General features: G+C 42.6%; 14 protein-coding genes. 1 reads left to right on the plus strand and 13 read right to left on the minus strand.

Annotated features, from left to right (window positions below; genetic code table 11):
• Positions 1-9 precede the first annotated feature (9 nt).
• The 11 genes from PFZ69_RS00270 to aroC form a co-directional block, all read right to left on the minus strand.
• On the minus strand, positions 10-1,113 hold the full coding sequence (locus PFZ69_RS00270) for a prephenate dehydrogenase (protein ID WP_270179046.1): 1,104 nt from the start codon (positions 1,111-1,113) through the stop codon (positions 10-12).
• Positions 1,110-2,213 carry a histidinol-phosphate transaminase gene (gene hisC / locus PFZ69_RS00275; RefSeq protein WP_270179047.1) on the minus strand — a complete coding sequence of 368 codons (1,104 nt, stop codon included), beginning with the start codon at positions 2,211-2,213 and terminating at the stop codon, positions 1,110-1,112. Before hisC ends, PFZ69_RS00270 begins: the two co-directional genes overlap by 4 nt.
• 9 nt (positions 2,214-2,222) lie before the next feature.
• Positions 2,223-3,050 (minus strand): tryptophan synthase subunit alpha, encoded by an 828-nt coding sequence (gene trpA, locus PFZ69_RS00280; RefSeq protein ID WP_270179048.1) that lies wholly within the window; start codon positions 3,048-3,050, stop codon positions 2,223-2,225.
• The gene (trpB, locus tag PFZ69_RS00285) at positions 3,043-4,230 is read right to left on the minus strand and encodes a tryptophan synthase subunit beta (protein WP_270179049.1); all 1,188 of its coding nucleotides are present in this window, start codon (positions 4,228-4,230) and stop codon (positions 3,043-3,045) included. The genes trpA and trpB overlap by 8 nt, the downstream gene beginning before the upstream one ends.
• Before the next feature lie 2 nt (positions 4,231-4,232).
• The gene (locus PFZ69_RS00290; protein WP_270179050.1) at positions 4,233-4,865 is read right to left on the minus strand and encodes a phosphoribosylanthranilate isomerase; all 633 of its coding nucleotides are present in this window, start codon (positions 4,863-4,865) and stop codon (positions 4,233-4,235) included.
• Positions 4,855-5,622 carry an indole-3-glycerol phosphate synthase TrpC gene (gene trpC / locus PFZ69_RS00295; RefSeq protein WP_270179051.1) on the minus strand — a complete coding sequence of 256 codons (768 nt, stop codon included), beginning with the start codon at positions 5,620-5,622 and terminating at the stop codon, positions 4,855-4,857. The genes PFZ69_RS00290 and trpC overlap by 11 nt, the downstream gene beginning before the upstream one ends.
• Positions 5,615-6,637 (minus strand): anthranilate phosphoribosyltransferase, encoded by a 1,023-nt coding sequence (trpD, locus tag PFZ69_RS00300; protein ID WP_270179052.1) that lies wholly within the window; start codon positions 6,635-6,637, stop codon positions 5,615-5,617. The genes trpC and trpD overlap by 8 nt, the downstream gene beginning before the upstream one ends.
• Positions 6,630-8,066: an anthranilate synthase component I gene (gene trpE, locus PFZ69_RS00305; protein ID WP_270179053.1), complete on the minus strand. Its 1,437-nt coding sequence runs from the start codon at positions 8,064-8,066 to the stop codon at positions 6,630-6,632. Before trpE ends, trpD begins: the two co-directional genes overlap by 8 nt.
• 364 nt (positions 8,067-8,430) lie before the next feature.
• Positions 8,431-8,793 (minus strand): chorismate mutase, encoded by a 363-nt coding sequence (gene aroH, locus PFZ69_RS00310; RefSeq protein ID WP_270179054.1) that lies wholly within the window; start codon positions 8,791-8,793, stop codon positions 8,431-8,433.
• A 3-nt stretch (positions 8,794-8,796) separates the two neighbouring features.
• Complete coding sequence (aroB, locus tag PFZ69_RS00315) at positions 8,797-9,873, minus strand: 3-dehydroquinate synthase (RefSeq protein ID WP_270179055.1); 1,077 nt, start codon at positions 9,871-9,873, stop codon at positions 8,797-8,799.
• 3 nt (positions 9,874-9,876) lie between these two features.
• A complete protein-coding gene (gene aroC / locus PFZ69_RS00320) occupies positions 9,877-11,049 on the minus strand; it encodes a chorismate synthase (RefSeq protein WP_270179056.1) in 1,173 nt (390 codons plus the stop codon).
• A 267-nt stretch (positions 11,050-11,316) separates the two neighbouring features.
• Here aroC and PFZ69_RS00325 point away from each other — a divergent pair, with 267 nt between their 5' ends.
• A complete protein-coding gene (locus PFZ69_RS00325) occupies positions 11,317-12,732 on the plus strand; it encodes an amidase (protein WP_270179057.1) in 1,416 nt (471 codons plus the stop codon).
• Between the two features lie 66 nt (positions 12,733-12,798).
• Here the strand turns inward: PFZ69_RS00325 and ndk are convergent, their stop codons facing one another.
• Together ndk and hepT are read right to left on the minus strand one after the other, a co-directional pair.
• The gene (gene ndk / locus PFZ69_RS00330; protein WP_270179058.1) at positions 12,799-13,242 is read right to left on the minus strand and encodes a nucleoside-diphosphate kinase; all 444 of its coding nucleotides are present in this window, start codon (positions 13,240-13,242) and stop codon (positions 12,799-12,801) included.
• Positions 13,243-13,341: 99 nt separating this feature from the next.
• Positions 13,342-14,313 (minus strand): heptaprenyl diphosphate synthase component II, encoded by a 972-nt coding sequence (hepT, locus tag PFZ69_RS00335; protein ID WP_270179059.1) that lies wholly within the window; start codon positions 14,311-14,313, stop codon positions 13,342-13,344.
• Positions 14,314-14,328 lie beyond the last annotated feature (15 nt).

Raw genomic sequence — 14,328 nt, forward strand, 5'->3', positions numbered from 1 at the left:
TCTCCTTACTCAGTCATCTATATACGTCGTAAAATATGTATCGAGAACCTGTTTAGCCCGGTCACGATCGCCTTCAGACCTGAAGCTAACTCTCAATACGCCCATGATATCTTCACGTGTTTCGATAATACGTATGTTCGTGATCGATATAGCCTCTTTTGCGAGGTTTTGTGTCACAGCAGCGATAACACCTGGCTCGTCTTCCACATCTAAGAACAGATCATAAAAGGCAGGGATCGCTCCTCTAGATCGAACTGGAAGTCCGTCTCTAAAATCCTTTGCATCAGAAAAATAACGGTAAATTTCATCTCCGTCCTCATGCTCGATATGTGAGTGAATACGACCTAGTTCTTCTTTTAGATCATCGATCATCTGAAGCAGGACGCGCTTATTCCTTAGTAATATATCACGCCACATCACTGGACTTGCCGATGCAATCCTTGTTATATCACGAAACCCTCCTGCCGCGAACCTTGCAACATTGATGCGTTCATCATTATTGCTAGAGCTCACATAGTTCACAAGACTGGCTGCTAAAATATGCGGAAAATGACTGATTAAACCAACAAGGTAATCATGCTCCTGTGCATCTAGTTCTACAAAAGTAGCATTCGCGCCCTTTAACAGTTCCTTCAATTCTCGTAGTTTATCTGTATCCAAACCAACCTCTGGTGTTAAGATATAGAACGCATTTTCGAACAGATGTGACTTAGCTGCTGAAACACCCGTTTTATGAGAACCTGCCATAGGATGGCCGCCAATAAAGGTTACGTTCGAAGGCAGCGTTTGTTTTGCATGTTCAACGATCGACTGCTTCGTGCTTCCAACATCTGTTACGATTACGTTTTGATTTAGTTGGAGTTTGCTCAACTGATCGAGTATCATCTCCGTTTGAACAACTGGGGTAGAAATGATGATGACATCAGCTGATTCAACAGCTCCTTCAAGTGAAGAAGCTGTTTCATCAACGACTCGTAATGCTTTCGCAAGCTGGAGCTGATTTTCGTTAACATCGAATCCTTTAATCATTACGTTTTTATGTGCCTGCTTGATCGCTAGTGCGATTGAACCACCTATTAAACCAAGTCCAATAATTGCTACTTCTTTATTCATGAGTTCAAGTTTCTCCGATCTTCTACAAACTGAGTTAAATGTGAAATGATTTCTTTATTTTGTTCGTCGGATCCAACCGTAATGCGAAGAGAAGTAGGCAATCCAAGGGCACTGCCTGAACGGACGATATAGCCTTTTTTAAGCAGGTGTTCAAAAACCTCATCAGAAGGTACTTCAAAATCGATCAACACGAAATTGCCTTGTGATGGATAAACGGTGAGTCCGAACTTGCGGCAAAACTCATAGTAACGTTCTCTGCCTTTTTCATTTTCTTCTCGGCAGCGATCGATAAACTCTTGATCCTGAAGTGCCGCAATTGCAGCTGCTTGAGCGACTCTCGATGTATTGAATGGCTCTCTCGATGGTTCGATGGTCTGAATGACTTCAGGGTTTGCAACACCATATCCAACTCGTAAAGCTGCGATTCCATAAGCCTTTGAGAAGGTCCTCAAGATAACAAGATTCTTATAGTTTGGAAGTGCAGCTAGCGAATCGTGAAAATCATCCGCTGTTACATACTCTTTGTACGCTTCGTCTAAAACGACGAGCACATGCTCAGGAACGCGATCTAAAAATTCGATGAGTTCCATTTCAGTAACGTGTTCTCCAGTCGGGTTATTCGGGGAGCACACCCAAACGATACGTGTTTCGTTATCGATTGCCTCAAGCATTTTTCCTAACTGATGCTTACCAGATTTTAACGGAACTTCTCGTATCTCCGCATCTTCAATAACGGCATTATGACGATATTGAGGAAACGTTGTTGATGCCATAACAGTATTTGTTCCTTTTTCAAGGTACGTTCTACAGATCATTTGAACGACTTCATCAGATCCATTCCCAAATACTAACTGATTCTGATCAACATCAAGAAATGCTGCAACAGCATCCCGTAGTGAAGCTGCGTATCCATCTGGGTAGATATGAAGTTGAGATAGCTCTTTCTGTATAGCATCTTTTACAGATTGGGAAGAACCATACGGATTCTCATTTGAAGCTAGCTTTACCACTTCTTTTAAACCAAGCTCTTTCTTCACTTCTTCAATTGGCTTCCCTGGCTTGTAGGGAGTTAGCCCCTTAAGTTGACGTTTTGGAATCATAACTGCACCTCACGAATGTATTGTCGTTTTCTCAAAAGGAGCCACCAAATCCCTCACATATGCTCTGATCTGATCGATTGCTTCCTTTTGTGTCTCTGGATTCTGTAAAGCTTCTACTTGTGATTCTACTTGCCTAATAATCGCACTTCCAACGATGACACCGTCGCAATAATCTTTTAGCTCCTTTACATGTTCCGGTCGAGAAACACCAAATCCAACTGCTACCGGCACCTTACTTTGTTTTTTCACCCTCTCGACGAAAGTAAAGACTGAGCTCTGAAAATGAGAGCGAGTTCCTGTTACACCGAGTGAGGATACACAGTATAGGAAGCCAGTGGCTTCATCAGCAATTTTCTTTAGGCGTTCCTCTGAAGTAGTAGGAGCTACAAGAGAAATAAGAGCCGTTTCATTTTTAAGACAGCTCTCTTTCCATTCTCCACTTTCCTCAAACGGAAGGTCTGGAACTAAAAGTCCATCGACATCATTTTTACGCACTAAAGCGAAGAAGCGATCTTCTCCTAATTGTAACAAAAGATTATAATAAGTAAATATAATTACAGGGATTTCAAGTCCTTTTTCACGCATTTTCGGAACCAAGTCCATCGCTTTTTCGAGGCTCATTCCATTTTTCAACGCTCTTTCTGATGCACGTTGAATCACTGGTCCATCAGCAAGTGGGTCAGAATATGGTATTCCGAGCTCAATGGCATTAGCTCCTTCTTCTTGTAACATGAGTGCTAGTTCGATCGTCGTCTCGGGTTCAGGATCTCCCGCTGTAATGAATGGGATAAACAGATCGTTTTTATTCTCTACATGCTCTTTGAATCGTTTATTCATCTACATCACCTCCAAGGTGCTCCATGATCGTATGAACGTCTTTATCTCCTCTCCCTGATAAACAAACAAGGATTTCTTGAGATGCTGTTAATTCTGGCGCTTGTTTAATCGCTTCAGCAAGTGCGTGAGCGCTCTCGATCGCAGGGATGATCCCTTCTTCTTCAGAAAGAATCTTCAAAGCATCTAATGCTTCCTGATCTGTAATACCTTTATACGTGACACGTCCTGTTTCAGATAAATATGCATGTTCTGGTCCTATTCCAGGATAATCTAGTCCAGCTGAAATCGAGTATGGTTCTTGGATTTGCCCCGTTTCATTTTGAAGAAGATACGTAATCGAACCGTGGATCACCCCAAGCCTTCCTTCTGATAAAGTCGCGGCGTGTTTTCCAGTGTGAATCCCTTTTCCTGAGGCTTCCACCCCAATTAAATCAACTTGTTCTTCTAAATAAGGATAGAACATTCCCATCGCATTACTTCCGCCACCAACACAAGCAATGATCTTGTCCGGAGTTTTCTCTAGTTGAACACGTGATTCATCGCCTATGACACGTTGAAAATCTCGAACCATCTTCGGATAAGGATGCGGCCCAACTACGGAACCGATGAGATAAAAGGTATCCTCTACATTAGACACCCAGTATCGAATCGCTTCGTTCGTCGCATCTTTTAATGTTTTACTCCCAGAGGACACAGGGACGACTTCTGCCCCTAATAGTTTCATTCTGAATACATTCAATTCCTGCCGTCTAATGTCCTCCTCACCCATGAAGACTTTGCATTCAAGGCCATACCTAGCTGCTACCGTTGCAGCAGCTACCCCATGCTGACCAGCGCCTGTTTCTGCTACGATCTTTTGTTTGCACATTCTTACAGCGAGTAATGCTTGTCCGATCGCATTATTCAATTTATGAGCACCAGTATGATTTAGGTCCTCACGTTTCAAATAAATTTGTGCTCCTCCAAGCCGTTTAGATAAATTCTCAGCATGAGTAATCGGTGTTGGTCTACCAGAATATTTTTTTAATTCTTCGTGATAGTGTTCGATAAATTCCTTAGAACTCATCGCTTCGTTCAAGGAACCTTCTAACTCTTCTAGCGCATACATTACCGTTTCCGGAACAAATTTCCCTCCGAATTGTCCGTATCTTCCACGTTGATCTGGTACGATCGTTGACATGATTAACACAGCCTTCCCTGAAGTTTTTCAATCTTATTGCGATCTTTTCCATCGTTATGCTCTATTCCGCTCGATAAATCAATTCCATCAGGCTGATACGAAAGAAGTTCAGTGACGTTGCTCTCATTGATGCCACCAGCAACAAACAAAGGAACACCTTGTTTATGTGCTTCTTTTTTGTAGGAAGGAATTGATTCCCAATCAAACTTCTTCCCAGTTCCACCCCACTGTCCAGGTAATTTCGTATCGATAACATACCCATCCGCTATCCCTGCAAAAAGCTCCATGTCTTCTATCGCTGATTGTCTATGATGGATTACTTTCCAAATCTCTTTCCCTGTCATCTGCTTGATCTTCGTAGCGAACGAAGCATTTTCACTTCCATGTAGTTGGACGATGTCGACCGGGACTGATCGCACGATATCAGCGATCTCCTCTAAATCAGGGTTAACAAAAACCGCTACGATTTTCTTACCATTCGGTGGGAAGTCCTTTAACCATCTTCCCACCGTCTCTCCTTCAACCCGTCTTGGACTGTTTGCAAAGATAAATCCTGCATGAGTCGCGTGACTTTCTCTTACAAGCTTCCAATCTTCAAGTGATCTGTTTCCGCATAGTTTTAATTTAGCTTTCATAGACAGTGCCCCTAAACAGATCGCTTATCCTTTCCTCAAACCTTCCGCCTCTCATGAGAGCTTCACCAACGAGCACGCCTGATGCACCTGCCTTGATTACATCTTGAATGTCATGATGATTTGAAATGCCACTCTCACTGATCAACAATGATTCAGAAGGTACGAACCTACTCATGTCTCTCGTATGTTTCGTAGACGTTTCAAAGGTGTCTAAATTTCTGTTGTTAATTCCGATGATGTCTGGTTCGAATTCATTCGTAAGTGCTTGTATCTCTTTACTTGAATGCACTTCCACAAGGCATTCTAAGTTGTATTCCTTAGCCAAGTCATAAAATTCTTTTGTTTTCTTAGCTCCAAGTACTTTAACGATCAGTAATATCGCATCAGCACCGATCAGCTTACTTTCTTCAATTTGTCTTTTATCGATGATAAAATCCTTACGTAGAACAGGAAGATTAACATGCTTCTTAACATCAGTTAGGAATGTGTTACTTCCTTTAAAAAACGTCTCATCAGTCAAGACAGAAATGGCATCCGCTCCAGCTCGTTCATAGGCCTTCGCTACTTCTACCGGATCAAAATTTTCATTGATCATTCCTTTTGAAGGTGAAGCTTTCTTAACTTCAGCAATCAATCCGATCGTATGATTAGCATTTATAATGCTGTCTTTAAGGGATACGTGATTCACTTCCACTCTTTCTGGCAAGGTAAAGTTCTTTAACTCTTCTTTCTTCACTTCGACAATCTTATCAAGCATGTACATTTAACTCCCTTCCGTTAAGCAAAGTTAGCTGTTTACTAGCCTCTCCATTTTCGATCGCTTTTCTCGCAATATGCACGCCTTCGGCAATGGACTCACTTACTCCTGCAAGGTAAAATGCAGCACCTGCATTAAACAGAACGACACCTCTACGTGCTTTGTTAGCTTTATTCTCAAAGATGTCTGATATGACTTGAGCACTCTCCTTCGCTGTTTCCACTCGAAGCTCACTTGAATGCTGTGATTCTAAGCCGACGTCTTCAGGAGTTAATCGATACGTCGTTATCTCGCCTTCTCTTAATTCTACAAAGTCGGTATACGTGCTGATGGAGCATTCATCCATCCCTTCTCCTCCCGTGACGAGAAGCGCTCTCTTCGTACCTAATCGTTTTAATGATTCGGCCATCTTCATCGCCTTCTCATGTGAGTATACACCGATCAGCTGGGATTGGCTTCCAGCAGGATTCGCTAATGGACCAAGGCTATTGAACACCGTTCGAAATCCGATCGCTTTTCTAGCATTCACAGCGTGTTTCATAGCTACGTGGTAGTTTGGCGCATAAAGAAAACACATGTTTCGGTCTTTTAACACTTCGACGGCCATCTCTCTTGAAGATTGTGTCGGAATGCCAAGTTCATCTAATACGTCCGCACTTCCACTCTTAGATGAAACTGCTCGATTTCCATGCTTCGCGACTTTCACTCCTTGGCTCGATACCAAAATTGCTGCAGCAGTCGAAATGTTGAACGTTGAATGACCATCTCCACCGGTTCCGCACGTATCGATCAATGGTAATCCTCCGTGATCCAGCTGTAGTACATGATTACGCAGTGACCTTACAAAGCCGGTTAGTTCATCTACGGTCTCACCTCTTACTTCTAATAACGTTAAAAAGCTTGCGATCTGTGCATCCTCTACTTGCCCTTCCATAATAGAATCCATCATCTTTTCCGCCTGTATTTCAGATAATGTACCGCCATTTAACATCTCTTTTAATTGCTGTTTAAACATTGAGCTCTTCTCCCCTTTTACCAAAAATGGATTCCGCTACCTGGATAGCTTTGATTAAAGCACTCGCTTTATTACGTGTCTCTTCCCATTCATTCTCCGGGATCGAATCTGCTACCACACCCGCTCCTGCTTGGATATAGGCTTTTCCACCTTTTAAAACCATCGTCCGGATTGCGATACAGGAATCGATATTGCCATCGAATCCAATGTATCCGATCGCACCAGAATAGATGGAGCGAGGTGTTGGTTCAAGTTCCCTTAAGATTTGCATCGCTCGTATCTTGGGTGCGCCTGAAACCGTTCCAGCGGGAAAAGATGCGATGACAGCATCGAGGCTTGTAACGGTTGGAGCCAATATCCCGGTGACCCTTGAGACGATATGCATCACATGTGAAAACCTGCCGATCTCCATCAATTGAGGGATAGAAATACTTCCATATTCAGAAACCCTGCCGACATCATTTCTCGCAAGATCGACAAGCATGTAATGCTCGGCTCGTTCTTTCTCATCTCGAAGGAGTTCCTGTTCAAGGGCAACGTCTTCCTCTTCTGTTCTCCCTCTTTTTCGTGTTCCAGCGATAGGATCGATTTCAACCGTTCCATTTCTCACTTGAACAAGTTTTTCTGGCGAGCTTCCGATGATCTCAACATCGTCCATTTTTAGATAAAACATATAAGGCGAAGGGTTAATAACTCGTAATACGCGGTAAAGGTCTAACCCTTCCACCATGATTTCTTTTTCAAAACGTTGAGAAAGAACCGCTTGAAACACGTCTCCTTCAAGGATATATTGCTTTATTTTTTCAACATCCGCCAAAAACTTATCTTTTGGATAATTTGAGGTTACTTGAGAAAAATCAACCTCATCCTCTATATTATTAGGAATATTTATTGCGTTCGTATGAACTGGTAAAGCAGCAAGCGTTGTTAGTTCGTCGATCACTTGAAGACCGTGTTCATACACGTTATCGATTTGCTCTCTTTCATCAACCCTTGCATTATGGCTAACGGTTAGTCGTTTCAAATGATGATCATATATCAAGAGATTCTCACACACATGTAAATGGTAAAGTGGTACACCCTTGTCTCTCTTTGGATGTTCAGGCACTTTATCGAATTGACTGATAGAATCATATCCGATATAGCCTACAGCACCACCATAGAAAGGGAAATCAGTATCAATCGTTTTAGGCTTCATCAACTGAAACAATGCGTCTACGCCTGATTGAAAAGAATGACTTGTCAGGACGGTCGCTCCATTATGATCGATTACAGAGAATTTCCCTTGCAGCTCGACCAATGAGTAGATCGGATCTGATCCAATAAAGGAATATCTGGACCACTTCGATTCCTGGTCACTACTCTCTAACAAGAAACTTGCGCGGTCACCAAGGTTTTGAAAAATTTGGATTGGGGTCGTCGTATCCATGAAATACGACCTCATTAATGGGATGGTCCTGTAATTCTCGGCATCCTTTTTAAAAGAAGAAAATTCTGTGGTCAACTTTCTCACTCCTCCATCGGTTGAAATGGAGAATGGAAAAGCTGAGTAATGATGAGGATCAATTATGGAGGTATACCAAATAACAGACAAATTGTCTGAATACTCACATACCTAAAAAGGGTATAAAAATCCCCCTGATTGTCTCAGGGGGTATAAATAGACGTATCCCTCTAAGCTCTCCTCAACTCAACTATCCTATTCTCTACTATCTCAGCTCAAAATCTAATTCGTTCTAATTCTTTCATCTCTTCTAAACTTACATACATACTAGTATGGTCGTGTTTATTTGTCAACTTACAAGATCAGGACGTAATGCGACAGCTTTCTCTAAATAAACATGCTGGATTTCATCTTGATTCAAATCAGTATCAATCATCATCAAAATGCGGATACATGATGATAGAGCTCCATCAACTGGTATTTCAGAAGAACAGAGTAAAGGAACATGCATCCATCCATCGAGAGCGCGAACGGCCTCAGCAGGAAAAACAGCATTTAGATCACTCGTCATTGTGAATTGAATCGAAGCAACTCTGTCAGGTAAGACGTTGTTTTGGTCGATCACCTCTTGTAATAGCTTTTCTGTTGCCTCGAGTATCTCATCTTTATCGTTTTGTTCAACAGTCGTCGCACCTCTAACTCCTCTAAGCAACCTTTACTCTCCCCCTTCAAAACTAGTTTCAAGCAGCTTCAAAGCGGCGTTGTCATCGAGCGTTACCGTTTGCGGCTCACCGATTTTCTTGAGAAGAACAAATGTCAAACTCTGATTTTCTGCTTTTTTGTCTTTCTTCATTCTCATCAATAACCGATTAGCGTTTAATGATTTAGGCACGGCGGTCGGAAGCTCCATTTGTGTAAACCACTTCTCTATATCATGAATACGAAGGTTGAGCGAGTAATATGATTCGCTCAGCTTTAGTGCGTAGATCATACCGATCGCAACAGCTTCACCATGCGTCATGACGCCATAGCCAAGCTCAGCCTCTATCGCATGACCAAGTGTATGACCAAAATTAAGGTGAGCTCTTACGCCCTTTTCTCGTTCATCTTCTTTTACGATCTTCCCTTTGATACTAATCCCTTTTTTGATGATATATTCTAATTCCCCGTCCGTATAGGACTCTACTCGTTTCCCACGGCTCATAAGCCAATCTAGAAAGGCTTCATCTTGTATAAAGGCGTGTTTGATCACTTCACTGAAACCAGATCGCCACTCTTTGATCGGTAACGTACGGAGAAAATTCACATCATAGATAACAGCAGCAGGCTGATGAAACGCTCCGATCACGTTTTTTCCATAAGCATGATTGATACCTGTTTTTCCACCCACGCTAGAATCATGTGCGAGAAGGGTAGTCGGTACCTGAACAAAGTCGATGCCCCTCATATACGTTGCAGCTGCAAAGCCAGCTAAATCCCCTACGACGCCACCACCTAGCGCGATGACACAGGACTTCCTATCGAGACCTGCTTCTAACATCGCCGTTAAGCACGCTGCATATTGTTCCATCGATTTGGACGTCTCGCCAGAAGGGATAACATGCACGGTAATATCTTTATCTTCGTCTAAAAAAGAAGAAAGGTACTGTTCAGATACCGTTTCATCAGTAATTAAGAAGTACTTGGAATAAGGGTGAAGCTGATCGATAAGTTTCCGCCAATTCCTACTTATCCCTACCCCGATATAAACGGGGTAGCTTCTGTTAGTCGTATCGATCACCATTGATTCCATGACTTAAAACTCCTGACTGTAAGTTTTGTATTGACTGAGGTTGCTTGCGATCTCTTCAATACGATCATGCCCAAACTTTTCTAGTAATGAAGATGCGATCTCCCACGCGACAACATTCTCTGCTACCACACTAGCTGCCGGTACGGCGCAGCTATCCGATCGTTCGATGCTTGCATTGAACGGTTCTTTCGAATCGATATCGACACTCTGTAGCGGCTTGTACAAAGTTGGGATCGGCTTCATAACACCTTTCACAACGATAGGCATCCCAGTCGTCATGCCACCTTCAAAACCACCAAGACGATTCGTTTTTCGCGTGTACCCTTCATCATTCGACCATTGTATTTCATCATGCACTTCACTGCCTGGAAGTCTAGCAGCTTCAAATCCAATTCCAAATTCAACACCTTTAAACGCATTGATGCTAACGATGGCGGCAGCTATTTTTGAATCGAGCTTTCGATCAAATTGAACGTGACTCCCTAACCCGATCGGTACTCCTTCTACGACTACTTCAACGATGCCTCCGATCGAATCTCCATTACTCTTTGCATCGTCGATCGCTTTCATCATCTTTTCACCAGCTACTTCATCAAGGCTCCGAACAGGTGATTCTTCTGAAACACGCTGCATCTCCTCTAGCGACATCTCTCCGCTATAATTGCTCTCGATACCACCGATCATACGAACGTGTCCTGCGACGTTGATTCCAAGCGTCTTTAATAGTTTTTTTGCTACCGCTCCTGCAGCGACTCGAACTGTCGTTTCACGTGCAGAAGATCGTTCAAGAACATTTCTCATATCACGATGGCCGTATTTTATCGCCCCATTAAGATCCGCATGTCCTGGCCTTGGGCGAGAGATCTGACGTTTCATATTCTTCTCTTGTGATTCTGTAAGAGGCTCAGCTCCCATGTAGTTTTTCCAATGTGTCCAATCCTTGTTTTCAACAACAAGCGTAATAGGAGCACCTGTGGTTTTTCCATGGCGAACCCCACTCATAATCTGAACTCGGTCTTTTTCAATTTGCATTCTTCGTCCGCGTCCATATCCTAGCTGCCTTCTGGCTAATTCTGTATCTATGTCTTCTGCAAGAAGTTCTAGTCCTGCAGGTACCCCTTCTAAAATTGTTGTTAATTGTGGTCCATGCGATTCTCCTGCTGTTAAGTATCTCATCCTACTTCCTCCTCCAATACACTTTGGCGCTTTTACGTACTACTATATCATAATGAAAAACATCCGTGTAATGATTTTTTCGATTCTGACATTACGAATTCCTATTAAAATTTAAAAAACACCGTAGACGTCTTCTTTATTGAAGCTGGTGTGCCATCATGTTAACCAAAATGTTTTCTTACAAACTCGCTATCTTGTCTAATAAATTGCTCGCCGCCTTTTTTTTCGCTAAAGTTAAACCTATAGACCATTTTAGGAAGTGATACATTGAACATTATAGACTTGAGTGCCATAGAAATGGCGAGGCTGATCGCTCATAAAGAGATTTCCCCAGTCGATGTTGTTTCAGCACACTTAGATCGAATCGACCAGCTTAATGGGAAACTGAATATGTTTGTTTCTGTCTTTAGAAACGAAGCATTACAAGAAGCAAAATCAGCAGAAGACCGATTGATGGGAGGAGAAAGCCTCGGTCCACTTCACGGCGTTCCGATCGCACTAAAAGACCTTACACCCACTCGAGGAAGACGTACAACGTTTGGCTCACAGCTCTTTAAAGACCATATTGCTACACATGAACCAACAATCGTCAAACGTATTAAACATTCAGGAGCGATCATCGTTGGAAAAACGAACACACCTGAATTTGGACATAAAGGTACAACGGATAACGAAATCGTAGGCCCTACTAAAAATCCCTGGAACCCCTCTATGACTGCAGGTGGGTCGAGCGGTGGTTCAGGGGCCGCCGTTGCAAGCAAATGTGTCCCGCTAGCAGAAGGAAGCGACGGAGGCGGTTCAATACGTATTCCAGCGAGCTTTAACGGAATTTTCGGGTTAAAGCCTACTTTCGGTCGAGTTCCATTCGATAGTTCACCTATTAATCGATTTGGTACGACGCAGCCATACGTTCATTTTGGACCTTTGAGTAGAAGGGTAGAAGATTCCGCTCTCCTTCTATCAATACTTGAAGGATATGAGCCCAACGACCCTTATTCAGTCCCTCTTGTAAAAGAAAATTTAAATGAAGAAGCGCTTAAAGGAATAAAAGGGATGACGTTTGCTTACACAAAAAATTTTGAATTATATGAGTGCGATTCTGAGGTAAGCAGTGTCATTGAGAGCGTTCTACCTATTTTGGAAGAGTACGGCGCAAAAATAGTAGAGGTACCAATTGACTTTGGGTTAGATCTCAGAGAATTAATATCTTTCTTTAATAGAATGTGGTATGCGGGTCTTGCTACAGCGTACGGCGATCTCTATGACCGAAACCCCGCATCATTTGGTTCTTCAGTAGCAACTATGATCGATGAGGGAAGATCGATCAGTGCAGTTGAACTTCGTAGAACGGAGGAGCTGCGAACTGTTATTTGGAATAAGTTACAGCATATTTACAGCGAATATGATGCATTACTATCCCCTGTCCTAGGCGTTACCGCTTTCCCATACGATATCGAAGGCCCTGACCGAATAAACGGTAAGGATGCAGCGCCCATCTCTGACTGGATGATGACACAGCTCTACAATTGTACAGGACATCCAGCTGCCTCGATCCCAGCAGGGTTTTCAGGTGGTTTGCCCGTTGGATTACAGGCTTCAGCAAGTAAATTTAATGACTCGATCCTTCTTCGCATTGCAAACGTAATCGAAACTGCAAACGGCACCAGTTCACCTAGCCTATAAAAAAACAACCGACCGGACAAATTGTCCGGTCGGTTGTATATAAGCGCTTTCATAAAACTTAAAAAATTAAACCCATTTAGAAATGGTCTTTGAATACTCATTCACTTCTTTTTCGTTGAAGAACAATGATACTTCACGCTCAGCACTTTCAGGAGAATCTGAACCATGGATAACGTTCATGCTAACTTGAACACCGTAGTCCCCACGAATTGTACCTGGAGCAGCATCCTTCGGGTTTGTTGCACCCATCATCGTACGAGCTGTTGAGATTACGTTCTCACCTTCCCATACCATTGCAAAGACAGGTCCAGAAGTAATGAAATCAACGAGTTCTCCAAAGAAAGGACGCTCTTTATGTTCACCATAATGGTTTTCTGCTAGCTCTTTTGAAACCGTCATCAATTTAGCTCCCACCAAATTAAAACCTTTTTTCTCGAAACGAGATACGATTTCACCGATAAGGTTTCTTTGAACGCCGTCAGGCTTTACCATCAAAAACGTTTTCTCCATGTAAATCTCCTCACTTTCAACAAGTTATATGTATTGGGCAGAAAGCGTTTTCTGCCCTCCAAATTCTATCAAATTTTCGAAAAAATAACAACATTACTTTTAATGTTTTCTTTTCCCTATGTATTCTGCGATTTGCTTGAGTGAGGTTCTCGAAGAAGTTGATGGCAGATGCTCTAGCGCTTGAAATGCTTTTTGAAGGTAGCGATCACTAATCTCTCGAGCGAATTCTATTCCCCCAGAAGACTTTACGATAGAGAGAACCTGATCCACTTCACGTTGTGATACTGGTTTTCCATCGGAGAATACGTTCATGATGTCGTGTTTTGCATTCCCCTGATGCATCGCATAGAGAACGGGTAACGTGATGTTCCCTTGAAGAAGATCTCCACCAGCTGGCTTCCCTAGTTCCCTTACAGTACCTGTGTAATCTAAAATATCATCTGTGATTTGGTAGGCCATCCCTACGAAATAACCGAATTGCTTGAGGTGCCATTGTTCAGCTTTAGATGCCCCTGCTGCAACGGCTCCAAGTTCACATGAAATCGAAATCAGAAGCGCGGTTTTCCGTTTGATCCTTCTAAAGTAATCTCTTAAATTCTGATTCCAATTAAACTGATCTCTTATTTGCTCTATTTCACCGATACACATTTCTAGGATTGCATTCGACAGAATGCTGTTTGCTTCAGGATCTTCTAGTTCCGTAACTAATTCAAGGGCTCTGGCGAAGATGTAGTCCCCCGTATACATCGCTACACGGTTGTCCCACTGGGCTTTAATGGTTTTGGCTCCTCTTCTCATTTCAGCATCATCGATCACATCGTCATGCACGAGTGAGGCCATATGGATCAGCTCTAATGCAACCGCAACATTCTTCATTTTTAACAGGTCATAATCTCCGAACTTCCCGGAAAGCAGTACAAAGACGGGACGTATCCTTTTCCCCCCTGCTTTAAGAAGGTGGTTAGATGCATCTCGCAAGACTGGGTGGTGAGCATTCACCGTCTGTTCGAGTTCTGACTCTATGAAAGTTAAATCTTTTTTTAATGAGGCATATATTGTTGTTAGTTTCATGAGATCCACCTAACT

Origin of the sequence: Alkalihalobacillus sp. CinArs1, assembly GCF_947387515.1 — a bacterium.
Classification (GTDB): domain Bacteria; phylum Bacillota; class Bacilli; order Bacillales; family Guptibacillaceae; genus Guptibacillus.